Consider the following 23,533-nt stretch of genomic DNA (forward strand, 5'->3'; position numbering starts at 1 on the left):
TCCGGGCACTCAGCGCTTGCTGAGCATCTCCGCGACGAGGAAGGCCAGCTCCAGGCTCTGCTGGTGGTTGAGCCGCGGGTCGCAGGCGGTCTCGTAGCGCTTCTCCAGGTCGGCGTCGAGGATCTTCTCACTGCCGCCGAGGCACTCGGTCACGTCGTTGCCGGTCAGCTCCACGTGGATGCCGCCGGGCACGCTGCCGAGGTCGCGGTGCACCTCGAAGAAGCCCTGCACCTCGTGGATGATGTCGTCGAACTCGCGGGTCTTGTAACCGGTGGACGACTCGAAGGTGTTGCCGTGCATCGGGTCGGTGATCCAGACGACCTTCGCCCCGGACTCGGTGACCTTGCGCACGATCGGCGGCAGCTTCTCGCGCACGTTGCCGGCGCCCATCCGGGTGATGAAGGTCAGCCGGCCCGGCTCGCGGTGCGGGTCGAGCTTGTCGATCATCGCCAGCACCTCGTCCGGGTCGGCGGTCGGGCCGAGCTTGACCCCGATCGGGTTGCGGATGCGGGAGGCGAAGTCGAGGTGTGCACCGTCCAGCTGACGGGTGCGCTCGCCGACCCAGACGAAGTGACCGGACACCGCGTAGGGGTTGCCGGTGCGCGAGTCGATGCGGGTCAGCGGCTGCTCGTAGTCCAGCAGCAGCGCCTCGTGGCTGGCGAAGAACTCCACCGCGCTCATCGGGGTCGACTCGAAGTCGACACCGCAGGCGAGCATGAACTTCATCGCCCGGTCGATCTCCAACGCGATCGACTCGTAACGGGCGTATGCCGAGTTGGCGATGAAGCCGCGGTTCCACTCGTGCACGTGCCGCAGGTCGGCGAACCCACCCGTGGTGAAGGCGCGCACGAGGTTCAGCGTCGAGGAGGCGGTGTGGTAGGCGCGCAGCAGTCGCTGCGGGTCGGGCGTGCGCGCCGCCGGGTCGAAGTCGAAGTCGTTGATGATGTCGCCCCGGAAGGCCGGCAGGGTGACGTCGCCGCGGGTCTCGGTGTCCTTGCTGCGGGGCTTAGCGTACTGCCCGGCCAGCCGGCCGATCTTGACCACCGGGGTGCTTGCGCCATACGTCAGCACCGCCGCCATCTGCAGGATCGTCTTGACCCGGTCACGGATGTTGTCGGCGGTCGCCTCGGAGAAGCGCTCGGCGCAGTCGCCGCCCTGCAGCACGAATGCCTTGCCCTCGGCCGCGTCGGCGAGCCGGGTGCGCAGCACGTCGCACTCACCGGCGAAGACAAGCGGCGGTGCCGCAGCCAACTCCCGGCGTACCGCACGAACGGCCTCGGTGTCCGGCCACTGCGGCTGCTGCAGAGCGGGCAGCTGCGGCCACTCGACCTGCTCGGTCAGCGTGCTGGGCAGGTCGGTCGCGAAGGTGGGGGTGGTGGTGCTCACCCATCAAGAGTAAGGCCCGCTTATGGGTGCCCTGCCCTCGGTCTCAGCGATCAGCCTCGGCTGACCCGGCCGGCTCCACGGACTCTGCGTCCGCTGTGCCCGCTGCGTCGTCGGCAGGCTTGTCGTCCTTGTCCTCGCCGTGGTGCTGCAACCGGTCCTTGGCCTGGGTCGCGAGCGCCGCGGCGCCGCCGCCGATCTCCTTGGCCTTCTGGGTGATCCGGTTCTTCACCGTGGAGGCGTAAACGTCGACGTACTCCTGGCCGGTGAGCAGCATGATTTCGTACATCACCTCGTCGGTGATCGACCGCAGGACGAAGCGGTCGTCCTCCATACCCTCGTAGCGGGAGAAGTCCATCGGCTTGCCGAATCGCACGTGCGGGCGCACGATCCGGCCGAAGAGCTTGCCCTGGGGGGCGATCACGTCGGTGCCGATGACTCCGACCGGTATGACGGGCACGCCCGCCTCGAGCGCGACCCGCGCGATGCCGGTCTTGCCCTTGTAGAGCCGGCCGTCCGGCGAGCGGGTGCCCTCGGGGTAAATACCGAAAAGGTCGCCCTCACCAAGGATCCGCATGCCGGTCGCGAGCGCCCCGGCCGCGGCGCTCCCGCTCGACCGGTCGATCGGCACCTGCCCGGCGCCGGAGAAGAACCACTTCTGCAGGCGTCCCTTCACACCGGGGGTGGTGAAGTACTCGGCCTTGGCCACGAACGTGACCCGGCGCGGAATCACCAGCGGCATGAACAGCCAGTCGGCGATCGACAGGTGGTTGCTCGCCAGGATCGCCGGGCCCTCCTCGGGGACGTTCTGGGCGCCCTCCACGGTAGGGCGGAAGATGCCCCGGAGCAGCGGCCCCAACAGCACCCATTTGAGCAACCAGTAGAACACCGTGCCTCCTCGCCGATTCTCCTGCCGGGTGAACCATACGACAGGCAAGACCCGGTCGCGGGCGACGTGCGAGGATGCTGCCGTCCCCTCACCGATCACGCCCCAGAGGATGTATGACGATGCAGGTCCTGCCGGGAGCAGAGCCCTTCAGTCACGACGGTAACGATGTCGGCGTCCTGGTCTGCCACGGGTTCACCGGCTCCCCGCAGAGCATGCGGCCGATCGCGAAGCGGTGCGCCGACGAGGGGTTCACCGTCCGGCTCCCGCGACTGCCCGGGCACGGCACCACCTGGCAGGACCTGAACCGCACCACCTGGCAGGACTGGTGGCAGGCGGTCGACGCGGCATACCGCGAACTCGCCGCGCGCACTCAGCACGTGGTGGCGGTCGGCATGTCGATGGGCGGCACGCTGGCGACGCTGGTCGCCGAGACGCACGGCCGCGGTGTCGACGGCCTGGTGCTGATCAACCCGGCGTTCGAGATGAAGGACCTGCGGCTCAAGGCGCTTCCGCTGCTGCAACACGTGGTGCCCTCGATCGCGGCGCTCGGCGGCGACATCAAGAAGCCGGGCGTGCAGGAGCTCGCCTACGAGCGCACCCCGTTGAAGGCGTTGCAGTCGCAGCGCCAGATGTGGGCGCAGGTCACCCGGGACCTGCCACAGGTCACCCAACCCGTGCTGCTGATGCACTCCCCAGAAGACCACATCGTGCCGCCGGAGTGTTCGGAGCTGTTCATGGCTCGCGCCTCGAGCACCGACAAGACCGAACTCCTGCTCACCAACAGCTATCACGTCGCGACCCTCGACAACGATGCTCCGCTGATCGAGGATGAGACGGTGAAGTTCATCAGACGGGTCACCGGAGCGTCATGAGCTTCGAGCGGCGTGACGAGCCTGACGAGCAGACCGACTACGACCGTCGGTTTGCCGAGATCATCGCGCAGTTCGAGCCGGACCACACCGTCTGGGAGGAGCCGGAGGCCACGCCGCAGCAGTCGGCCGACACCGCTCCCGACGCCCCGCCGGAGGCGTCGCCGCTCGCCGATCTGCCGCAGCAGTGGCGGATGCCGACGAATGACACCGTGTCGTTCATCGAGGACGACGGCAGTTTCGAGCCCGATCCGCCGCGGCCGCTGCCGAGTGGCGACGACCTGGGTTTCTGGACGATGGTCGGCTGCCTGGTCGGCGGGCCGGCGTGGCTGCTCTACCTGTTCGCGTTCGACCGCTACGCGCAGTCGCTGTGGTGGGTGCTGGCCTGTGCGCTGTTCATCGCCGGCGTCGTGCAGCTGATCATGCGTGAGCCCAAGAACCGCGACGACCTCGACGAGGACGACGACGGAGCCGTCCTCTAACCGGCGGTCCGGCCGCCCGTCGCCGGCTCCGCGAGCGCGCTGAGATCCAGGTCCACCACCACCGGCAAGTGGTCGGTCGCGCGCGCGAGCAAGGCCGGGTCCAGCCCGAGATCGGGTGCCGTTGCGGGCAAACCGGCCGAGGCGAAGATCCCGTCGATCCGCTTGACCGGCTGTTGCGCGGAGAAGGTCGGCCGGTCCGGACTGACCAGCCGCAGCTTGTCACCGAGGTACTTCCAGACCGCACCGGTCGGTTCCTCGTTGAGGTCGCCGCCGAGCACCGTCGGCGGCGTCGGGGCGCCGAGCTCGGCGAAGATCTCCTCGACCTGTGGCAGCCGCCTCGCGCTCTTCAACGACAGATGCACGCTCACCGCACACAGCGGCCGATGCCCCGGCAGCCGGACCGTGGCGATGCCGTAGCCGCGCGGCTCCTCGCCGCGACGCACGGTCAGCTTGCCGTGGTGGGCGTCGAGCACGTCCAGCCGCAGCTTGGTCATCAAGGTCGTGCTCATCCGGTAGCGGCGCCCGCCGAACCAGGTGAGTGCGAGCTCGTCGGCGAAACCGGCCAACCGGTGACCCGACAGCGGATGCCGCGGAACCTCTTGCAGCAGAAGGATATCCGCGTCGATCGCGCGGATCACCTCGTGCAACGCCGCGCGGTCGTCCTTCCACGCGCGCACGTTGTATGACGCCACTCGCACCTGGTGTTGGCCGCGGCCTGGCGTGCGCGGTTGCTGCGTCATACCTCTCCTTGGGTGTGTACGGCGGTGCGGGCCAGATCGGCGGCACCGATGAAGCCGGCCTCGTTGCCGAGGCTCGCCTGCACGATCTGCGCCTCCGGCCGGTAGCCACGGCCGGCGAGGTGTCGCCGGAAGGAGTCCCGCGCCGGGTCGAGCAACATGCTGCCGGCGGCGCTGACGCCTCCGCCGATGACGAAGGCGCCCGGGTCGAAGGCGTCGGCGAGGTTGGCCAGACCAGTGCCCAGCCAGGTGCCGATCTCGGCCAGCAGCTCCTCGGCGGTCGGGTCACCGGCGCGGGCGGCCTCGGTGATCATCGGGCCGGTGAGCCGTTGCGGGTCGCCCCCGACGGTGGCAGCCAGGTCATGGGCGAGCGGCGACCCGGCGGCCAGCAGCGAACGCGCCTCTCGCACCAGCGCATTGCCACTGGCGTACTGCTCCCAACAGCCCCGGTTGCCGCACTCGCAGCGGTGCCCGCCGGGCATCACCTGCATGTGCCCGAACTCGCCGGCGATCCCGAAGCGCCCGCGTTCGATGCGGCCTTCGGTCAGGATCGCTCCGCCGATGCCCGTGCCGAGATTGACCATCACCACATGGGATTCGCCCTGCACGCTGCCGAACCGCCACTCCGCCCAGCAGGCGGCGTTGGCATCGTTGTCGACGAAGACCGGCACCTCGATGCGGCGACTGAGTGCCTCCTGCAGCGGCTCGTGCCGCCAGGACAGATGCGGTGCGAAGACGACCGTCGCCCGGTCGGCGGCCACGAAGCCCGCGGCTCCGATGCCGACCGCCGCGACCTCGCGGTCGGCCGCGGCCTGCACCTCCTGCACGACTTCGACGATCAGGTCTTCGACCACGCGCGGCTCGGTCGAGCGGTGCGGGGTGTCGCGTCGTACCCGGGTGGTCACCCGGCCCGCCGCGTCGACCAGCGCGCCGGCCACTTTGGTGCCGCCGATGTCGATGCCGATGGCGAGCGGTGAGTCGGATGCGTCGTGCATCGCAGCAGTGTTCACTCCTCGAGCTCCATCGCCAGCATGGCCGCGCCGATCACGCCCGCATCGTTGCCGAGCTCGGCACGCACGAAGGTCGCCTCCGGCCGGTGCCCGCGTCCGGTGAGTTGCCGCTCGTAGCCGACCCGGATCGGGTCGAGCAACAGGTCGTCGGCGTCGGCGACCCCGCCGCCGATGACGAACAACTGCGGGTCCATCAGCGCCGCCAGTGACGCCGCTGCCTCACCGATCCAGCGGCCGAGGTCGGCGAGCAGTTCGACAGCCGCCGGGTCCCCTGCAACGGCGGCCTGCGTGACGTGTTTGCCCTTCAGCTGGTCGGCGTCGCCACCGCAGAGTTCGGCGAGCCGACCGGCATGGGGGCTGCCGGACCGCACCAGATCACGCGCCTCGCGCACCAGCGCAGTGCCGCTGGCATATGCCTCGAAACAGCCGCGGTTGCCGCAGCCGCATCGGATGCCCTCGGGCACGACGCGCAGGTGGCCGACCTCCCCGCCGATGCCATAGGCGCCGCGAATCAGGTTGCCATCACTGATGATCCCGCCACCGACCCCGGTGCCGATCGTCAGCATGATCATGTCATCGACGTCGCGGCCGCCACCTTGCACGAATTCGCCGTAGGCCGCTGCGTTGGCGTCGTTCTCGATGAGTACGGGCAACTGGACGACCGCGGACAGCCGGGCCTTGAGCGGCTCGTCACGCCACGCCAGGTTGGGCGCGAAGAGCACCGTCGACCCGACCTTGTCGATGTAGCCAGCACACGCCACGCCGACGCCGGCCGGGTCGCTGTCTTCGGCGCGGGCGAGCTCAAGGATCACCTCGGAGGTGACCGCGGCGATCTGGTCCGGACTGTGCGCGGGAGTGTCGCGTCGCGCGCGCCGCACGATGCGGCCGGCCGCGTCGACGACGCCGCCGGCGATCTTGGTGCCGCCGATGTCGACCCCGATGCCCCACTTGCCCATCTAGTCGTCCTCCCCGTCCGTCACGGGTATCTCGATGCCGCCCACCGGCGGCGTGACGTCGGCGGGAGATGCCTCCCCCGCGTCGTCGGTGCGGCCCGGCGCCCCTCGGCGGTCGGCCGCCACCTCGTGCAGGCTGCTCGCCACCATGCCGAGCAGGTCGGCGACCTTGTCGATCAGCTCCGGCTGGATCGCATCGACCAGGCCGGCCAGCCGGCACACCGGGCACACTCGACAGACGGTCTCGACGCCGCCCGCCGCGCAGCCGCACCCGGCCGGTCGGGTCGGCTCGGGGTCGGCCGCAGGCGGCTCGGCCGTCCGGTCACCGCTACGGCCACCCGTGGTCCGCGCCCACGCGGCGAACGTCTCGGCCAGTCGGGCCGCTTCGTCGGCGACCGACGAGGCACCGTCTTCGGGACGGGGCGGTTCCCCGGATCTCACGAGCCTGCTCCTTGCTGCCTCGAAGGGTCGAATGCGACCTCAAGCATGCCGTCTCGCAACTGGGCTCCGGACGGGTGGCATCGCCGCAGTGCCGTCGGCAGGTCGACGACCGTCCGGTGACCGAGCGCCGAGAGCTCCAGAGCATCGTCGACCAGTCGCAGCCGCAACTGGCGAAAGTCGTTCAACGGCAACGGCATCCGCCACAGGTAACCATCACCGCGCGCCTGTATGTCGATGACCTGCTCCCCCGGCGCGAGCAGCGCCGCCACGTCGGGCGCGCCGCTGCCCACCGCAGTGTGCCGGACTCGGACCCCGCTGAGCGCGACGCCGACGGCGTGCCGGGTGGTCTTCGGGTCGTCGACGTCTCCGACAATCACCGCGCCACCGGTGGGCCCGCAGAGCGACCGCCGCACGGCAGCGGCCCGGTCGGCAGCCTGGCCGAGGGCGTCGGTGATCGCGGCGCCCGGCCAGCGATCGCCGATGGCGGCTGCGACGAGTGGGCGCCTGCTGCGCAGCAGTCCTCCGCCCAGTGGCGTCAGTCTGCGCAGCGTGCGCGGCAGGGTGCGCACCAGCCGCGCCAGCTCCGGCCCGGCATGACCTGCGTCCACGACGACCACGTGCTCTCCTCCCGCCTCGGTCGGCACCGACCAGAGCAGCCGCAGCTGCGCCGCTGTGCTGGTGGCGCGGAAGTCGTCGAGCAGATCACCGGGCAAGCCGAGGGCCGACAACAAGTCCGGCATGCCACCGTCCGCGGGCAGGTCGAGGTCTGCTGCGACCGTGCGCACTCGCGGGTCGTCGAGGTGGGCGGTCGCCCCGTCATACGGGTCGAGGGCGAGGAGGGTGACCGGGCGCCCGGCATCGGCCACCGCCGCGGCGAGGCGGGCCGCGACCGTCGACGCCCCGGCACCACCGGGCCCGCAGACCAGCTGAACGCTGGGACTCATCAGCCCTCGACGCGCTTCTTCAGTCCCTTGAGCGCGGTGTCGATGATCGTTTTCTCCGCCTTGCGGCGCAGCATCCCGATCACCGGAATGCTGACGTCGACGGTGAGTTCGTAGGTGACGCGGGTGCCGGCGCCGTCGGCGACCAGCCGGTAGACCCCGTCCAGCTCTTTGAGGATCGTCGACTTCACGAGGGTCCACGACACCACGCCGGTGCCGTCTTCGACGACGTCCCAGGTGTAGTCGAGGGTGTAGGTGTCCTTGATCACCCCGGCGTCGAGGGTCAGTTGCACTTGTTCGGGCCAGCCGTCGGCATCCTCACTGAGCACCTCGGCGCTCTTGATCTGGCCGGTCCACTCCGGGTAGGCGTCGAAGTCGGCGATCACGTCGAGCACCTGCGCCGGGCTCGCCTTGATCACCACCGAGGATTGGGTGCTGTCAGCCATGACGGTGACCCTACCGGCCGGACGACGAAGCGCTGGAAGGATCGGCTGGGCCGACCGCGTCGCGGAGGAACTGCTGGTAGTCGACGCCGAGCTCGCTGGGTTCGACACCGAATGCCTGGAAGAAGGCGTCGTGTCGTCGCGCGTCGGCGGCACGCACGAACCGGGTGAACTTCGCGCTGCCGTAGCGCTCATGCAGGAAGCGGCTCCACGCATAGGCACCCTGGTATGCCGCGTCGGCGCTCTCGGCGAAATCGGGATCGGCGGGCGGCGCGGCCGGCACCTGTCCCGCGCGCACCTGACCGGCGAGCTTGGGCGCGGCCTGCGCCAGACTCAAGCCGGTCGGTTTGAAGGCGGTCAGCTCGGCGGAGCCTTCGATCACCCAGCGTGGCACCCCGGTCAGCGTTGCCTGCCCGAGTGCGACATGGGTGAGCTCATGAGCAAGCACCACCACGACGCCCTCGGCGGTCAGGTCGTCGAACACTTGCGGACTGAGCACAACACGGCCGTCCGGCGTCGTGGTGGCCGCAACCTGTGCGCTCTCGGGTCCGTTGCGACGGTTCGCGCCGCCGAGCGATCGGAAGCCGTTGTCATCGGCGGGGACCTCGATGCGCACCGTGCCACGCAGCACGTTCGTCCCCCACAGGGCACGGACCTGGCCGATGGCCCTGGTGGCGTCGCGCGACACGGTCTGCAACCGGTCGTTCGGGCCGGTGCCGGTCACCAGCACCCCGGCAGCCTGGACGCTGCGGTTGGACGCGCTGGTTGCCGGGTCAGGCACGGCCGCCGACGAACACGCCGAGACGGTCGATGCTGCGAGTAACACTCCGACAACGCACTGCAGGCTTCGACCGATCACTCGGTGGACCGTAGCTCACCCAGTTGACCGCAGCGGATCCCACGGTTCGATCCGGGCCGTTGCCGACGTCGCTTCCTGCGCGGAGATCAGGCCTGCCGCGGCAAGGGTGTCAACGGCATGGCGCTCGTCGTCATCGAGTCGCTGCTCGAGCGGCGCGAGCTGGAGCAGCGCGGTCACCATGCACTCCGCGCACTGTCGGTCACGCACTGGACAGCTTTCGCAGTCGATCTGCATGTCTGTCACCTCCATCGTCTCGGTCAGTGGGGCGGCTGGTTTGCCCTTCACCGACGACGCTAGGTGTGAGGTACGACAACCTCCTTTTCAGCGCTTCCACAGCACCCGAGCAGCTTCGGCCACGGCTGCGGACAACCGGTCCAGACGGGCTGTGCGCAACCGCCACGACTGCCAGTGCAGCTGCACGTCGACCTGGTCGGTGCTGGACAGCCGCACCAGAGTGCCGGCGGCCAGTGCCTCACGGGCCTGGGCGACCGGCAGCATGCCCCAGCCGAGTCCGGCGGTGACCGCCTGCACGAACGCCTCCGAGGACGGGACCTGATGGGTCGCGACCGACTCCTCGACACCGTGCCGGCGCAGCACGGCGGCCTGCAGGTCGTCCCGGTCGTTGAACTGCACCGTCGGCAGAGCTGCCCAATCCACGCCATTGCCCTTGCGGTGCGCCTCCCGCAACGCCGGGGTCGCCACCGGCAGATATCGCATCGCACCCAGCCGGGTTACCGAACATCCTTGCACCGCAACCGGATCGGCAGTCACCGCCGCCACGACCTCGCCGGACCGCAACAAGCCGCCCGTGTGGTCCTGCCCTTCGACCCGGAACGACAGCGCGACGTCAGACCAGCCTGCGGCAGTCCCGAACACCGCGGGAAACCACGTCGCGAGGGAGTCGGCGTTCACCGCGACCGGCAACCGCTCGACACCGGGAGCGTGGCCGAGCGCGTCCATCGCGTCGGCGTCGAGCGCCGCTCGCTGCCGGCCCAGCCGCACCAGCACGTCACCTGCCGCGGTGGGCCTGCATGGCGAACTACGTTGCACCACAACCAAACCCACCCGACGTTCCAGTGCCTTGATGCGTTGACTCACCGCCGACGGCGTGATCTGCAGTCGCCCGGCGGCGGCCTCGAACGTGCCCTCGTCGACCACCGCGACCAACGCACCGAGCTGTTCGTCATTCATGAAGAAATTCTAATGTTCCCGTAGAAACCTTCGCTGGCTTTCAGAGCCTGGACGGGCCTACCTTCGCTGTCGATGTTCCTCACACTGCTCACCGGCCTGCTGACCGGTCTGTCCCTCATCGTCGCCATCGGCGCGCAGAACGCGTTCGTGCTGCGCCAGGGGCTCGCACGCGAGCACGTCGGCGTGGTCGTGGCGATCTGTGCCTTCGCCGATCTCGCGCTGATCCTGGCCGGGGTGGCGGGTTTCGGTGCGGTCGTGCGCGACCACCCGGCCGCGCTCACCGTCTTCAAGTGGCTCGGCGCGGCATACCTGGTGTGGTTCGGGGTGCGGTCGCTGCTCGCCGCCCGTCATCCGCAGGGCTTGCGAGCCTCGACTCCGGCTCACCGCACGTCGGTGGTGACCACCACGCTGACGCTGACCTTCCTCAACCCGCACGTCTACCTTGACACCGTGCTGATGCTCGGCAATGTGGCCAATCAGCATGGCTCACAAGGGCGTTGGTGGTTCGCGGCCGGCGCATCGCTCGGCAGCGTGCTCTGGTTCACCGCCCTCGGCTACGGCGCGCGACTGCTCTCCGACGTCATACGCCGACCGCGCACGTGGCAGCTCATCGACGTCCTCATCGGTATGACGATGCTCGTTATCGCGGTGCTCCTTGTCACCGGCTGACCGGCGCGCCATACCGGCGTTGTCAGACCCGGCGCTTAACGTCTTTTGACATGAACCCGGCCGCGCCGATCCAGGCGACCTTCGACGATCTCGGCACCTCCCTCGCCGACGTCACGTTCGTCGTGCTCGACCTGGAGACCACCGGCGGCAGCGCGACAGACTGCCGCATCACCGAGATCGGCGCGGTCAAAGTGCGCGCCGGTGCGGTGCTCGGCGAGTTCCAGACCTTGGTCAATCCCGGCGAGCCGATCCCGGCATTCATCTCGGTGCTCACCGGGATCACCGACCAGATGGTGGCCCGCTCACCGCGCATCGACAGCGCGCTGCCGGCGTTTCTGGAGTTCATCGGCGACTCCGTCCTGGTCGCGCACAACGCCGGCTTCGACATCACCTTTCTGAAGGTCAATTGCGAGCGTTTGCAACTCGATTGGCCTGGCAATCAGGTGCTCGACACGGTGCACCTGGCCCGGCAGCTGGTCACCCGCGACGAGGCACCCAACCACAAGCTCTCCTCCCTCGCGCGCCTCTTCGGTGCGACGACCACCCCCGATCACCGCGCCCTGCACGACGCACGCGCCACGGTCGACGTGCTGCACGGACTGATCGAGCGGGTCGGCAATCTCGGCGTCCGCACACTCGAGGAGTTGCGCTCCTACACCGGGCGCGTCCACCCCGAGCAGCGCCGCAAGCGCTTCCTCGCCGAGTCGCTGCCGTCGGCGCCGGGTGTCTACGTCTTCAAGGACGAGCACGGCCGGCCGCTCTACATCGGCACCTCCATCGACATCAAGCGGCGGGTCCGCAGCTACTTCACGGCCAGCGAGCAGCGCAGCCGGATGGCCGAAATGGTCCGGTTGGCAACGTCGGTCACGCCGATCGTGTGCCACACCACGCTCGAGGCGCAGGTGCGCGAGCTGCGGCTGATCGCCGAGCACAAGCCGCGCTACAACAAGCGGTCCCGGCACCCGGAGCGGGCGATGTGGCTCAAACTCACCGTCGAGGCATTCCCGCGGTTGTCGGTCGTGCGCGAGGTGCGCGACGACGGCGCGACCTACGCCGGCCCGTTCGGCTCCCGCGCGGTCGCCGAGCAGGCGGTCGCCGCCGTGCACGAGGTGCTCCCGCTGCGGCAGTGCACCACGAAGCTGTCGCGCAAGGGCACCGGTGCCGCCTGTGTGCTGGCCGAGATGGGCCGCTGCGGTGCTCCGTGCACTGGTTCGCAGTCGGTCGATGACTACGCCCGACTCGCGCGCACCGCGGCCGACGTGCTGGCCGGTGACGGCCACGTCGTGCTCGAAGCACTGGACCGGCGGCTACAGAGCCTCGCCGCCGGCGAGCGCTTCGAGGACGCCGCGGTGGTGCGCGACCGGATGCTCGCGCTGGTCCGCGCGGCGGCGCGAGCGCAGCGCATCAACCCGCTCGCGGTCAGCCCGGAGCTGGTGGCCGCGGCTCCGACCCCGGCCGGGGGCTGGGAGTTCACCTGCGTGCGCTACGGCCGGTTCGCCGGCGCCACCGTGAGCCCGCCCGGGGCCGACCCACGCAGCTACATTGAAGCGCTGCGCGAGAGCGCGGAGCACGTGGCCCGCCCATCGGCCCCGGCGCCAGCCGCGCACCCGGAGGAGACCGAGAAGGTCCTGCGCTGGCTGGAGCAGCCCGGCGTGCGCATCGTCGAGATCGACGGGAGTTGGACCTGCCCGGTCGGCGGCGCCGGCGGTGCCCGCGACGCGCTCGAGCCGATGCTCGCGGCTGCACGCGAGGTGACCGGCTTCGAAGAGTCCACCGCGCTGCGCCGCCGCGCCGGTTGACCACGGCCGATCGAGCAGTCGCCCGGCCGCCGCATTAGGCTCCGAGCATGATTTCCGCGATCGTGATGATCAAGGCCGACGTCCACCGCATCCCCGAGGTCGCGCAGGCCATCAGCGAGATCGACGGCATCGCCGAGGTCTACAGCGTCACCGGTGACGTCGACCTGATCGCGGTGGCCAAGGTCGCCAAACACGAGGACTTCGCCGATGTCATCGCCGATCGGCTCAATAAGGTCGACGGCGTGCGCGACTCGCAGACGCACATCGCGTTCCGCACCTACTCCAGCCAGGACCTCGGCGCCGCATTCGCGATCGGCCTCGACGACTGATCCGCGTGGCGCCTGAGCCGAAAAACGTTCCGGCTCAGGCGCGTTCGGCGGTCGCTGACACCCAGCGGTCGAGTGCCGCCCGGGCTGCGCCGGAGTCGATCGACTCGCGGGCTTTCGCCATACCGGCATCGAGGGCGTCGTCGACGCCCGCATGTCGACCCAATCTCCCCGGCTGCTCCCCTGCGTCGACGGCCGCGAGCGCAAGTCCGGCGTTGAGCACGACGGCATCACGGACGGCATCTGATCGCCCGGACAGCAGCGCGTGCACGACGGCCGCGTTGTGCGCGGCGTCCCCGCCCCGCAACGCGGTGATCGGTGCCAGCTCGATGCCGTGCGCGACCGGGTCGATCACGTGCTTACTGACCGTGCCCTCGCTCACCCAGTAGATCGTCGAGGTCGTGGTGACCGTGACCTCGTCCAAACCGTCGTCCCCGCGGGACACGACCGCGGACTTGTCGCGCTCGGCGAACACATCGGCCATCAGCGGCGCGATGCGTGGATCGGCCGCACCGACTGACGCGTAACGAGGCGATGCCGGGTTGGTGAGTGGTCCGAGCACGTTGAACGCGGTGCGGATGCCGAGTTCGCTGCGGGTTGGTGCGGTGTGCCGGAAGGACGGATGGAAGGTCTGGGCGAAACAGAAGGTGATGCCGGCGGTGCCTGCGACGTCGGCGACCTGCCGCGGATCGAGGTCCAGCCGCACACCAAGCGCCTCGAGTACGTCGGCGGCGCCGGACTTGGAGGACGCGGCGCGGTTGCCGTGCTTGACGACGGTTGCTCCGGCACCGGCCGCAACGATCGCGGACATCGTGGAGATGTTGACGGTGTGCGCGCCGTCCCCTCCCGTGCCGACGATGTCGAGTGTGCGGCCGGGCACCTCGATCGGCACCGCATGACGGATCATCTCGTCGGCCAGGCCGCGCAACTCGTCGGCCGTCTCGCCTTTGGCTCGCAGTGCCACCAACAACCCGGCCATTTGTGACGCCGTCGCCTCACCGGACATGATCCGGTCCATTGCCCAGGACGTCTCCTCGGCGCTCAGATCGTGCCCGTCCAGCAACGCGCCGAGCAGGCCCGGCCACGTCGTTTCGGCGGCCATCAGGCCGCTGCTCAGGCCACGGGGCCGCGACGCGCGAGGTCGGCGATGGCCGCCCCGATCGTCAGCGGGTCAATGGGATGCGGCACCGCGGCGTCGCACTGCGACCAGGCCGCGAGCCAGCCGTCCGCCGGGCGTCCGGTGAGCACGAGGATCGGCGGGCAGTCGAAAATCTCGTTCTTCAGCTGCTTCGACAGGCCGAGGCCACCGAGCTTGCCTGCCTCCCCGTCGAGCACCAGCAGGTCGTACTTCTCGTTGTCCACCGCGTCGACCACGGCGGCCGGGGTGGCGCACTCGCGCCAGCTGACGATCTCGACGTCCTTGGCGGGACGCCGACCAACACCCAGCCGCACCGCGTCACGAGTTGCGATGTCGTCGCTGTAGAGCAGGACGGTCAACTGGTATCCGGTGTCGGTGCTGTCGCCGGCCGGCACGACTGCGGAGGAAGCGCTCATGGTTTCGATGCTACTGGCCGCCTCGGGTCCGGAACGGACCAGGTGCGGGGGCGAAGCGGCGCGGGTCGGTGCGTCGCAGGCGGGCACCATTTGCGGCAACCGGTCGTTCAGATCACCGAGAAGCACCGCACCGATCCGCAGCATCCCGCGAACCAGCGGGTAGCCGAGCGGCGCTGCGGTCATTTCTCGGGGGGTCGCGCGTGCCCGCGCGCCCCAATGGGGCCATAATGGCGCCCGTGGCGACCGCAACGACAGCTCACTCGAGCAACTCCAGCATCCCGGCCGGTCACGGCCCCGTGACCCGACCGAACATGACCGCCGTCGGCACCATGGTGTGGCTGGCCAGCGAGTTGATGTTCTTCGCGGGACTGTTCGCGATGTACTTCACGATCCGGTCCGTCGCCGGCGATCTGTGGAACGAGCGGACCGGCCACCTTGAGGTCGGTTTCGCGTTCGCCAACACGGTGATCCTGGTGATCTCGTCGATCTGGTGCCAGTTCGGTGTGTTCAAGGCTGAGCAGGGCAAGCCGTCCCGGGACGGCAAGCTGTGGCAGGTCGGCAGCTGGGGCATGCGCGAGTGGTACGTGCTGGCCTACCTCTTCGGCGCAGTCTTCGTGTCCGGCCAGGTCTTCGAGTACTCCAACATGTTCGGCGAGGGCATCTCGCTCGACTCCGACGCGTACGGCTCGATGTTCTACCTGACCACCGGCTTCCACGCGCTGCACGTCACCGGCGGTCTGCTGGCCTTCCTGATGATCATCGGCCGCACGTTCACCGCCAAGAAGTTCACCCATCACCAGATCACCGGCTCGATCGTCGTGTCCTATTACTGGCACTTCGTCGACGTCGTCTGGATCGCCCTGTTCGCGACCATCTACCTGCTGAAGTGATCGGTCCGAGCGCCATGCCCATCTTCCATCCCTCCGACGACGACAGGACGACTTCGTGAGTTCCCTCGCCGCCCGCCGCCGGCACCCCGCAGCGATCCTGCTGGTCCTGCTGCTGGGTCTGGTCATCACCGGTGGCCTGTACGCCGCACTGGCTCCCAAGAACGCCGACGCGGCGCCTGACAACAGCAAGACGGTCGCTGCCGGCCAGAAGCTGTTCCAGTCCAACTGCGCCTCCTGTCACGGGCTGGACGCGGCCGGCGGTGACGGTGGCCCGTCCCTGGTCGGCGTCGGCGCCGCAGCCGTCGACTTCCAGGTCAGCACCGGCCGTATGCCGCTGGCCAACCCCGGCATCCAGGCCCAGCGCGGCCCGGTGCAGTTCAGCAACGAGGAGATCTCGCAGCTGGCGGCATACGTCGCCTCACTCGGCCCCGGTCCGGGCATCCCGTCCAAGGACCTGACCAGCGGCGGCGGAGACATCGCCAAGGGTGGCGAGTTGTTCCGCGTCAACTGCGCGATGTGCCACAACTTCGCCGGCTCCGGCGGTGCGTTGACGCGCGGCAAGTTCGCGCCCAACCTGATGGACGTCAGCGGCCAGCAGATCTACGAGGCGATGGAGACCGGTCCGCAGTCGATGCCGGTGTTCAACAACTCCAACCTGTCGCCGCAGGACAAGAAGGACATCATCTCCTTCCTGATGAACGTCAAGACCGAGACCAGCCCCGGTGGCTGGACTCTCGGCAGCCTCGGCCCGGTGCCCGAGGGCCTGTTCGCGTGGACGATCGGCATCGGCATGCTCATCGTCATCGCGGTGTGGCTCGGTAAGAAGGCCGCCTGATGAGCAACGAACACTCCCCGCAGGAGGGCGCAGTGGCCAACGAGGAGTCCGGCGGAGTCGTCGCCACCCGCGACGACGAGCAGTCGCTGCCGGCCCGCTTCAGCAACCCTGGTCTGGCGCCGCACGTCCACCGTCTCGGCGACAGTGACGAGAAGGCAGCCCGCCGCAGCGAGCGGCAGGTGGCCGGGTTGTTCACCCTGTCGATGATCGCCACCGTGCTGTTCATCGTGGCCTATTTCACGATCGGCGAAAAGACCTCGGTGACCCTGCCGATCTCCGGCAAGGTGGGTGCCTTGCACGCCGCCCTCGGGGTGACCCTGGCGGTGTCATTGCTCGGCATCGGCCTCGGCGCCATTCACTGGGCCAAGACCCTGATGTCCGACACCGAGGTCGTCGAGGAACGCCATGTGCAGCGTTCGGACGACGAGGCACGCGACGGCGCGGTCAAGGTCGTCATGGACGGCGTGGAGTCCTCGCAGTTCAAGCGTCGCCCGTTGATCAAGTACACCCTCGGTGGCGCGCTCGGTTTGTTCGCGCTGCCACTCGGCCTGCAGCTGGTTGGCGGCCTCGGCCCCGCCAAGGATGTGGCCGACGACTTGAAGACGACGCTGTGGGACAGCGAGGTCCCCGTGCTCGGCCCGGACGGCAAGCCCGAGATGAAGGACGGCAAGCCGGTCACCCGCCCCCGTCGTCTGATGCGCGACCCCGAGGGCACCGCGATCCGCCTGTCCGACGTGACGCTCGGCTCGGTCTTCCACGTGTTGCCCGAGGGCATCAACGACACCGCCGACCCGCTCAACCAGAAGGTCAAGGCGTCGGTGATCCTGATCTCCCTCGAGGAGGACAAGATCAAGAGCGCCCGCGAGCGCAACTGGGGTCTCAACGGCGTGGTCGCGTTCTCCAAGATCTGCACTCACGTCGGTTGCCCGGTCGGCCTGTACGAACAGACCACGCACCACCTGCTGTGCCCATGCCATCAGTCGACCTTCGACCTGACCGAGGACTGCAAGGTCGTCTTCGGTCCGGCCAAGCGGCCGCTGCCGCAGTTGGAGATCAAGGTCGACGACGCCGGCTACCTCTACGCACCGCACGGCTTCGAAGAGCCGGTCGGTCCGAGCTTCTGGGAGCGTGACCGATGAGCGACACGACAACCGCACGCAGCACCGCTGACGCGTTGCGCGCCGACGACAAGAAGGAAGCACCCGCGGGCAACGGCGGACCGGTCGGCGCGGTGGCCAACTGGGTCGACGAGCGCACCGGCGCAGCCAAGGGCGTGCGCTTCCTGCTCAAGAAGGTCTTCCCCGACCACTGGTCGTTCATGTTCGGCGAGATGGCGATGTACTCCCTCGTCGTCCTGCTCATCACCGGCACCTTCCTGACCTTCTGGTTCGTCCCGTCGATGGGCGAGACGACCTACAACGGCTCCTATGTGCCGTTGCAGGGCGTGCAAATGAGCGAGGCGTTCGCCTCCACCGTCAAGATCTCGATGGACGTCAAGGGCGGTCTGCTGATCCGGCAGATCCACCACTGGTCCGCGCTGATCTTCCTGGTGTCGATCGCGCTGCACATGTTCCGGGTGTTCTTCACCGGCGCGTTCCGCAAGCCGCGCGAGCTCAACTGGATCATCGGCCTCCTGCTGGCGATGCTCTCGATGGTCGAGGGCTTCATCGGCTACTCGCTCCCGGACGACCTGCTGTCCGGCACCGGTATCCGTGCGATGCAGGGATTCATCCTGTCGATCCCGGTCGTCGGCACCTACATCAGCTACTTCCTGTTCGGCGGCGGCTTCCCGGGCCACGACATCATCCCGCGGTTCTTCACCATCCACGTGCTGTTGTTGCCCGCCGTGCTGGTCGGCTTGTTCACCGCGCACATCCTGCTGGTGATGGTGCACAAGCACACCCAGTACCCCGGCCCTGGCCGCACCAACAAGAACGTCGTCGGCTTCCCGCTGATGCCGGTGTACGCCGCAAAGGCCGGCGGTTTCTTCTTCGTCGTGTTCGGCATCACCACGCTGATCGCCGGGCTGGTCACGATCAACCCGATCTGGGCATACGGTCCCTACGAGCCGACGATGGTGACGGCCGGATCCCAACCCGACTGGTACATGGGCTTCGCCGACGGCGCGCTGCGATTGTTGCCAGGTTTCCTGGAATTCACCGTGCTCGGCTTCACGTTCAGCTTCAACATCATGATCGGCGCGATCCTGATGATCCCCATCCTCTGGACGATCATGGGCGCCTACCCGTTCGTGGAAGCCTGGGTGACCGGCGACAAGAACGAGCACCACATCCTGGACCGGCCGCGCAACCAGCCGACCCGCACCGGGCTCGGCATGGCCGCGATCACCTTCTACGGGATCCTGTTCGCCGCCTGTGGCAACGACATCATGGCGATCAAGTTCAACATGTCGATCAACGACATCACCCGGGCGTTCCAGATCGGCCTGATCATCATGCCGCCGATCGTGTTCTGGGTGACCAAGCGGCTGTGTCTGTCCTTGCAGCGGGCCGACCGCGAGATGGTGCTGCACGGCAGGGAGAGCGGCCGGATCGTCCGCACCGGTCGAGGCAAGTTCTTCGAGGCACACCAGAACCTCGACGACTTCCAGCGCTGGCCCTTGGTGGCGTATGACGCGCACGCCCCGATCGAGCTGCCGTCGGCCACCGACGAGAACGGAGTGCGACGCAAGGGCGCCCGCAAGGACCGCATGCGAGCCCGCCTGTCGCACTACTACTTCAAGGACCGCATCGAGCCGGTGACCCCCGCTGAGCTCGAGGCCGCGCACCACGATGGTCAAGCGCACGAGGCGATCGAGTCCCACCCCGACGAGGCCGAGCAGGGCCTGATGCACGGTGGCGCGGAGGAGATCGGCGAGGCGCACGCCTACGGCCACCCGGGCGAGCACGCCGACGCCGGCAAGAACTAGCGACGGCATCTCGGTCGAACCACCGAACCGGCCGTGACCGCTGACCGCGTCCTCAAGGCGCATCGTCAGCTGTCACGGCCGGTTCGCGTCGAATGGGGTCTGGCCGGCGCCACCGCGCTGGTCGAGCCCGACTCGATCGCCGTCGTGGTGGACGTGCTCAGCTTCTCCACCACAACCTCTGTCGCGATCGAACTCGGCGCGGTCGTTCACCCGCATCGCTGGCGGGACGACAGCGCCGCACGACGCGCCCAGCAGCTGGGCGCCACCCTGGCCGTCGGCCGGCTGGAGGCCCGCGACGGACCGCCCGGAGCGGTGTCCCTCTCCCCCGTCACGATCCGTGCGGCGGCGCCGGAGCGGCTCCTGCTGCCGTCACCCAATGGCTCAACGATCGTGGCCGCCTAGTCCGACGCCGGCGCGACCGTCCTGGTCGGGGCGCTGCGCAACGCAAGCGCGGTTGCGCGGTGGATCGACACCGAGGTCGCCGCGTGGCCGCGACCGGTGATCGTCATACCGGCCGGCGAGCAGTGGCCGTCGGGGGTGCTCCGCCCCGCCGTGGAGGACCTGTGGGGCGCGGGCGCGATCGTGTCGGGTCTGCAGCACGGTCCTCGCTCGGTCGAGGCGCAGGTCGCCGCGGACGCGTTCGCCGCGGTGCGGGACGACCCCGTCACCGCGTTGCGTGAGTGCGCCGGTGGCGAGGAGCTCGAGGCAGCTGGCTTCGGTGCCGATGTCACAGTCGCCGCTGAGCTCGACTCGAGCGAGGTCGTGCCGATGCTTATCGACGGGGCGTTGGTCGACGCCCGGCGAGCGCCAGCAACCGATCGGACTCGTTAGCGCCGGCCACGATCGGGCGGGCGGCCGCGAAGCGCACACCGCGGTCGTGCGGGCCGATCAGCACCGGCGCCACCGCCAGCAGTTCGCCGGCCAGCGCCGCCGGGATCGCTTCGGCCCCGCCGGTCGCCTCCCCCACGTCCCAGCCGTGCACCGCGATCTCCAATGCCCCGGCGGCGGCGACCAGCGAGGTCGCCATCGGCGCGGTGCCGATGCGCGTCGTCCCTCGCGTCGGCGGCGGCTCCCAGGCGCCGAGCAGCTCGCCGGCAAGGGTCCGTAGCCGGCGCACTGGCTCGACCGATGAGCGGCCGGACACCGGGGGCCGGATCGCGACGCTGCCGGTTACGGCCTCGGTGAAGGCCAGCAAGGAGTCCTCCATGTGCCCGAGCAACTCGGCGAGATCCCAATGCTCGCAAGGTGTTTGACGATCGAGGTCGCCGTCACGCACCCGCCCCAGCATCCCGCAGGTGTATGACGTGGCCGACGCCAGCAACTGCGCTCCGGCGGCCGTCGAGCCTCGCCGGGTCGATGTCGTCACTGTCGTCACCCGGCCGGGGAGTAGTCAGCGGGCAGCACCGCCGGCAGCCCGAAGGTGGCGAACAGGCCCGTGTCGAAGAAGGCGACGACATGAGCCGCCACGCCGTCCCGCAGGCTGAGGACCTGCAGATGAAACGGGTGATACCGCCCGTCGTCGCCGCGCAGATAGAGACCGAAGGCGGGCTGCCCGTTGGCGCGGGTGGGCACCAGGCGCATCGTGTGCCGCGTGCCCGGACACGCGGTGTCGATCAGCTCGGCGACCACGTCGGCGCCCTGGTACCAGCCGACGTGCGGCGGCATCTCCCAGACGATGTCCGTCGTGAACAGCCGGGTGATCGCGTCGATGTCCTTCTCCCAGAACGCGGCCGTCCATCGGTCGAGCAGGTCGTGCTGTTCGGGCGTGAGCTCGTCCGCGCAGACGGTGTCCTCACTTGCCTGCACCTCGGCCAGCTGCGCCCGCGCCCGCTGCAATGCGCTGTTGACGCTCGCAACCGACGTGCCGAGCGCGTCGGCGACCTCCTTGGCCCGCCAGGCCAGCACGTCCCGCAACACCAGCACCGCCCGCTGCAGCGGCGGCAGGTGCTGCAGCGCAGCAATGAACGCCAACCGGATGCTCTCGCGAGCACCGATGATCGCCGCAGGGTCGCGGGTGTCGGTGTCCACCGCCGCGTCCGGCACCGGCTGCAGCCACGGCACCTCGAAGTCCTCCACGATCGGATCGCTCGCGGCGATGCTCGGCTGCCCCAGGCCGGTCGGCAGCGGCCGCCGGGCCCGGCCGTCAAGCGCGGTCAGACAGGTGTTCGTCGCGATGCGGTAGAGCCAGGTGCGCACTGACGAGCGGTGCTCGAAGGCGTCATACGCCCGCCACGCCCGCAGATAGGTCTCCTGCACCAGGTCCTCGGCGTCCTGCGTCGATCCCGTCATCCGATAGCAGTGCGCGAAGATCTCGCGCCGATACTGCTCGCTGACCGTTGGAAAGTCCTCGGTCACGGCCTGCTCGGTCATCGCCACGCTCCCTCTCCCGGTGCTCGCCAGCATGTCACCTCCACGCCTTAGCCGTACCGACAATCGGCGACCTCGAAACTGATCGGTCGCCGCCCCGTAGGCTCGTTGCCATGCCGATCCCGATGACTCGTGCGGAGTTCGAGGAAGCCGTCGGCGACGCGTTCGACTCGATCCCGCAGGAGTTGCTCGACCGGCTCGAGAACGTCGCGATCACCGTCGAGGACGAGCCACCCGCGGACGGTCCGCAGAACCTGCTCGGCCTGTATGTCGGGGTGCCGCTCACCCAGCGTGGCGAGGGCTATGGCCTGGGCAACCTGCCCGATCACATCTACATCTTCCGCGGACCACTCACTCGTTACTGCGGTAGCCGCCCCCAACTGCTGGAGCAGATCCGGGTGACCGTGTTGCACGAGATCGGCCACTACTTCGGAATCGACGACGCGCGTCTGCACGAACTCGGCTGGGGCTGAAGCAGATTCAGCCGTCCTCCTGCTGCAGCCGCCGGCGCACGTCCCGGCACCAGCGCAGTCTGCCCTGGTGAAACTCAATGCCGGCGCGGACCGTCGCCCAGCTGCCGAAGTCCGGGTGGCTCGCGGTGCGGGCTTGTCCGTCGTCGTCCAGCTCGCGCTCGAACGACCGATAGAGCGTGAGCCGCTCCCGGCTCGCGTCCTCGATGCCGGCCAACACCTCGAGAGCCTCGTCCGGCGGCAACAGCCACAGCGCGTGCGCCCGCAGGATGACCGGGTCGCGGTCGACGTGCGCCTCCGGCTCGGTGCGCAGCCAGTGCAGCACCGACCGTCGGCCGGCTGCGGTCACCGCATAGCGCTTGCTCTGCCGGGGGCCGGCTGCGGCGATGTCGGTGTGCCGGACCAGCCCGGCGGTCTCCAGGCGGGCGAGCTCGGCGTAGATCTGGCTGTGCCGAGCGGTCCAGAAGTAGTCGGTGGAGTTGCTCATCGCCCGCGACAGCTCGTAGCCGGTCGCCTCCCGACGGCACAGCACACTGAGCAGGGCGCGTCCGAGCGCCGACACCTGCTTCGTCGATTCCACCGCCGCCATCCCCCAACTATGTCAAAGTTGTCATATGCGCGCGCGACTCGCCCTGGCTCTGTCCACGGTGCTGCTCGCCGGTTGCGGGTCGTCGGGTTCGTCCGGTGCGGGTGCCTCCTCCGACGGCAGTCCGGCCCTCCGGTCCGAACTGGCGAGCAGCCCGACGTCCGCCACCTCGTCCGGCCCGGTCAGCCTGGTCGACCGCTGCGGCAGCGTGGCTGCCGGCGCGCGCAGAGTCTCAGTCGGCGTCGCCGGCCAGCGGCTGTCCGCGGCCGAGCGGGGCACCGGCGCCGCCGTCGCGGTGCTGCTGCACCAGACCAACGGTGATGGCCTCTGCGGCTGGACCAGCGGCGCGAAGTTGTTCGCCGACAAGGGGATTCGCACGTTGTCGCTCGACCTGTGCGGGTATGGCGAGTCCACCTGCACGCTGACACCCACGCAGCAGGTGCGCGGTGCCGTCGCGTGGGCGAAGGCTCGCGGCGCCACCCGCGTCGGTGTGGTCGGCGCCTCGATGGGTGGGTCGATCGCGCTCGGCACCGCGCGGACGTCCGGCGCCGATGTCACCGTCGACCTGTCCGGTCCGACCAACTGGTCCGACGTCCCGGAGGCAAAGGTCGCGGCCAAAGGCCTTTCCACTCCCCTCCTGGTCGCGGCCAGTAAGGACGACACCGACACCGATGCCGCGGGGCTGCGGGCGGCCACCGCGACCGCGTCGGGTCCGCACCGCTTCGTGTCCACTCCCACCGGTCACGGCTGGGACCTGGTGTCCACCTTCGCCGGCGGCGCCGATCGGCCGACGCCGTTGTTCGCCACGATCGTCAGCTGGTTACGGGGCGACTACGTCGGCGGGTGACAACGCGGAGACGCCCGCCATACCGGAGGGGGTATGGCGGGCGCCGCGCCAGCGTCGTGAGTA

29 protein-coding genes are annotated in these 23,533 nt (G+C 69.3%); 13 read left to right on the forward strand and 16 right to left on the reverse strand.

Annotated features, from left to right (window positions below; all coding sequences use genetic code 11):
• Positions 1–9: 9 nt before the first annotated feature.
• Together N2M23_RS06095 and N2M23_RS06100 are read right to left on the reverse strand one after the other, a co-directional pair.
• Entirely contained in the window at positions 10–1,353 is a 1,344-nt protein-coding gene (locus tag N2M23_RS06095; RefSeq protein WP_265445088.1) for a class II 3-deoxy-7-phosphoheptulonate synthase, read from the reverse strand.
• A 76-nt stretch (positions 1,354–1,429) separates the two neighbouring features.
• Positions 1,430–2,371, reverse strand: a complete 942-nt coding sequence (locus tag N2M23_RS06100; protein ID WP_341870582.1) for a lysophospholipid acyltransferase family protein — start codon at positions 2,369–2,371, stop codon at positions 1,430–1,432.
• A 14-nt stretch (positions 2,372–2,385) separates the two neighbouring features.
• Between N2M23_RS06100 and N2M23_RS06105 the strand changes: the two genes are divergently transcribed.
• Both N2M23_RS06105 and N2M23_RS06110 read left to right on the forward strand, forming a co-directional pair.
• A complete protein-coding gene (locus N2M23_RS06105; protein ID WP_265444073.1) occupies positions 2,386–3,144 on the forward strand; it encodes an alpha/beta hydrolase in 759 nt (252 codons plus the stop codon).
• Positions 3,141–3,623, forward strand: a complete 483-nt coding sequence (locus tag N2M23_RS06110; protein WP_265444075.1) for a hypothetical protein — start codon at positions 3,141–3,143, stop codon at positions 3,621–3,623. Before N2M23_RS06105 ends, N2M23_RS06110 begins: the two co-directional genes overlap by 4 nt.
• Here the strand turns inward: N2M23_RS06110 and N2M23_RS06115 are convergent.
• From N2M23_RS06115 to N2M23_RS06155, 9 genes are all read right to left on the reverse strand, one after another.
• On the reverse strand, positions 3,620–4,363 hold the full coding sequence (locus tag N2M23_RS06115) for an endonuclease/exonuclease/phosphatase family protein (RefSeq protein ID WP_265444076.1): 744 nt from the start codon (positions 4,361–4,363) through the stop codon (positions 3,620–3,622). The genes N2M23_RS06110 and N2M23_RS06115 overlap by 4 nt on opposite strands.
• Entirely contained in the window at positions 4,360–5,355 is a 996-nt protein-coding gene (locus N2M23_RS06120; RefSeq protein WP_265444078.1) for an ROK family glucokinase, read from the reverse strand. Before N2M23_RS06120 ends, N2M23_RS06115 begins: the two co-directional genes overlap by 4 nt.
• An 11-nt stretch (positions 5,356–5,366) precedes the next feature.
• Positions 5,367–6,326, reverse strand: coding sequence for an ROK family glucokinase (locus N2M23_RS06125; protein ID WP_265444080.1), 960 nt, complete (start codon positions 6,324–6,326; stop codon positions 5,367–5,369).
• On the reverse strand, positions 6,327–6,764 hold the full coding sequence (locus N2M23_RS06130) for a hypothetical protein (RefSeq protein WP_265444081.1): 438 nt from the start codon (positions 6,762–6,764) through the stop codon (positions 6,327–6,329).
• Positions 6,761–7,708, reverse strand: coding sequence for an ArsA family ATPase (locus N2M23_RS06135; protein ID WP_265444082.1), 948 nt, complete (start codon positions 7,706–7,708; stop codon positions 6,761–6,763). Before N2M23_RS06135 ends, N2M23_RS06130 begins: the two co-directional genes overlap by 4 nt.
• On the reverse strand, positions 7,708–8,151 hold the full coding sequence (locus tag N2M23_RS06140; RefSeq protein ID WP_265444083.1) for an SRPBCC family protein: 444 nt from the start codon (positions 8,149–8,151) through the stop codon (positions 7,708–7,710). Before N2M23_RS06140 ends, N2M23_RS06135 begins: the two co-directional genes overlap by 1 nt.
• 10 nt (positions 8,152–8,161) lie before the next feature.
• Positions 8,162–9,007 carry a M48 family metalloprotease gene (locus N2M23_RS06145; protein ID WP_265444085.1) on the reverse strand — a complete coding sequence of 282 codons (846 nt, stop codon included), beginning with the start codon at positions 9,005–9,007 and terminating at the stop codon, positions 8,162–8,164.
• Positions 9,008–9,022: 15 nt separating this feature from the next.
• Positions 9,023–9,184, reverse strand: coding sequence for a hypothetical protein (locus N2M23_RS06150; RefSeq protein WP_265444086.1), 162 nt, complete (start codon positions 9,182–9,184; stop codon positions 9,023–9,025).
• A gap of 144 nt (positions 9,185–9,328) precedes the next feature.
• The gene (locus tag N2M23_RS06155; protein ID WP_265444087.1) at positions 9,329–10,198 is read right to left on the reverse strand and encodes a LysR family transcriptional regulator ArgP; all 870 of its coding nucleotides are present in this window, start codon (positions 10,196–10,198) and stop codon (positions 9,329–9,331) included.
• 72 nt (positions 10,199–10,270) lie between these two features.
• Here N2M23_RS06155 and N2M23_RS06160 point away from each other — a divergent pair, with 72 nt between their 5' ends.
• Genes N2M23_RS06160 through N2M23_RS06170 form a run of 3 tightly spaced genes read left to right on the forward strand, consistent with a single transcriptional unit; the run spans position 10,271 to position 12,995 of the window.
• Positions 10,271–10,867, forward strand: coding sequence for a LysE/ArgO family amino acid transporter (locus N2M23_RS06160; RefSeq protein ID WP_265444088.1), 597 nt, complete (start codon positions 10,271–10,273; stop codon positions 10,865–10,867).
• Between the two features lie 50 nt (positions 10,868–10,917).
• Positions 10,918–12,666: a DEDD exonuclease domain-containing protein gene (locus N2M23_RS06165; protein WP_265444089.1), complete on the forward strand. Its 1,749-nt coding sequence runs from the start codon at positions 10,918–10,920 to the stop codon at positions 12,664–12,666.
• A gap of 47 nt (positions 12,667–12,713) precedes the next feature.
• Positions 12,714–12,995, forward strand: a complete 282-nt coding sequence (locus tag N2M23_RS06170; protein WP_265444090.1) for an Lrp/AsnC family transcriptional regulator — start codon at positions 12,714–12,716, stop codon at positions 12,993–12,995.
• A gap of 34 nt (positions 12,996–13,029) precedes the next feature.
• Here N2M23_RS06170 and trpD read toward each other — a convergent pair whose 3' ends face one another.
• Both trpD and N2M23_RS06180 read right to left on the reverse strand, forming a co-directional pair.
• A complete protein-coding gene (gene trpD / locus N2M23_RS06175; protein ID WP_265444091.1) occupies positions 13,030–14,094 on the reverse strand; it encodes an anthranilate phosphoribosyltransferase in 1,065 nt (354 codons plus the stop codon).
• Between the two features lie 11 nt (positions 14,095–14,105).
• Positions 14,106–14,546, reverse strand: coding sequence for a response regulator transcription factor (locus tag N2M23_RS06180; protein WP_265444093.1), 441 nt, complete (start codon positions 14,544–14,546; stop codon positions 14,106–14,108).
• Between the two features lie 227 nt (positions 14,547–14,773).
• Between N2M23_RS06180 and ctaE the strand changes: the two genes are divergently transcribed.
• The 6 genes from ctaE to N2M23_RS06210 are packed head-to-tail and all read left to right on the forward strand — an operon-like array spanning position 14,774 to position 20,031.
• Positions 14,774–15,436, forward strand: a complete 663-nt coding sequence (gene ctaE, locus N2M23_RS06185) for an aa3-type cytochrome oxidase subunit III (RefSeq protein WP_265444095.1) — start codon at positions 14,774–14,776, stop codon at positions 15,434–15,436.
• 55 nt (positions 15,437–15,491) lie between these two features.
• On the forward strand, positions 15,492–16,271 hold the full coding sequence (gene qcrC / locus N2M23_RS06190; RefSeq protein WP_265444096.1) for a cytochrome bc1 complex diheme cytochrome c subunit: 780 nt from the start codon (positions 15,492–15,494) through the stop codon (positions 16,269–16,271).
• Positions 16,271–17,410 carry a cytochrome bc1 complex Rieske iron-sulfur subunit gene (gene qcrA, locus N2M23_RS06195; RefSeq protein WP_265444097.1) on the forward strand — a complete coding sequence of 380 codons (1,140 nt, stop codon included), beginning with the start codon at positions 16,271–16,273 and terminating at the stop codon, positions 17,408–17,410. Before qcrC ends, qcrA begins: the two co-directional genes overlap by 1 nt.
• Positions 17,407–19,200, forward strand: coding sequence for a cytochrome bc1 complex cytochrome b subunit (gene qcrB, locus N2M23_RS06200; RefSeq protein WP_265444099.1), 1,794 nt, complete (start codon positions 17,407–17,409; stop codon positions 19,198–19,200). Before qcrA ends, qcrB begins: the two co-directional genes overlap by 4 nt.
• Positions 19,201–19,233: 33 nt before the next feature.
• Entirely contained in the window at positions 19,234–19,602 is a 369-nt protein-coding gene (locus N2M23_RS06205; protein ID WP_265444101.1) for a hypothetical protein, read from the forward strand.
• A gap of 21 nt (positions 19,603–19,623) precedes the next feature.
• Positions 19,624–20,031: a 2-phosphosulfolactate phosphatase gene (locus N2M23_RS06210; protein ID WP_265445092.1), complete on the forward strand. Its 408-nt coding sequence runs from the start codon at positions 19,624–19,626 to the stop codon at positions 20,029–20,031.
• Here N2M23_RS06210 and N2M23_RS06215 read toward each other — a convergent pair.
• The gene (locus N2M23_RS06215; protein ID WP_265444103.1) at positions 19,973–20,566 is read right to left on the reverse strand and encodes a TIGR03086 family metal-binding protein; all 594 of its coding nucleotides are present in this window, start codon (positions 20,564–20,566) and stop codon (positions 19,973–19,975) included. The two genes, N2M23_RS06210 and N2M23_RS06215, sit on opposite strands and share 59 nt — an antisense overlap.
• A 5-nt stretch (positions 20,567–20,571) precedes the next feature.
• Positions 20,572–21,570, reverse strand: a complete 999-nt coding sequence (locus tag N2M23_RS06220) for a sigma-70 family RNA polymerase sigma factor (RefSeq protein WP_265444105.1) — start codon at positions 21,568–21,570, stop codon at positions 20,572–20,574.
• A gap of 110 nt (positions 21,571–21,680) precedes the next feature.
• On the opposite strand from N2M23_RS06220, the gene N2M23_RS06225 reads away from it, so the two are divergent.
• Positions 21,681–22,040, forward strand: a complete 360-nt coding sequence (locus N2M23_RS06225; RefSeq protein WP_265444107.1) for a metallopeptidase family protein — start codon at positions 21,681–21,683, stop codon at positions 22,038–22,040.
• Positions 22,041–22,047: 7 nt separating this feature from the next.
• Here the strand turns inward: N2M23_RS06225 and N2M23_RS06230 are convergent, their stop codons facing one another.
• Positions 22,048–22,617, reverse strand: coding sequence for a PadR family transcriptional regulator (locus N2M23_RS06230; protein WP_265444109.1), 570 nt, complete (start codon positions 22,615–22,617; stop codon positions 22,048–22,050).
• A 34-nt stretch (positions 22,618–22,651) separates the two neighbouring features.
• On the opposite strand from N2M23_RS06230, the gene N2M23_RS06235 reads away from it, so the two are divergent.
• A complete protein-coding gene (locus tag N2M23_RS06235) occupies positions 22,652–23,470 on the forward strand; it encodes an alpha/beta hydrolase family protein (protein WP_265444110.1) in 819 nt (272 codons plus the stop codon).
• Positions 23,471–23,533: the final 63 nt, after the last annotated feature.

Source organism: Flexivirga meconopsidis, assembly GCF_026162425.1.
GTDB classification, from domain to species: domain Bacteria; phylum Actinomycetota; class Actinomycetes; order Actinomycetales; family Dermatophilaceae; genus Flexivirga; species Flexivirga meconopsidis.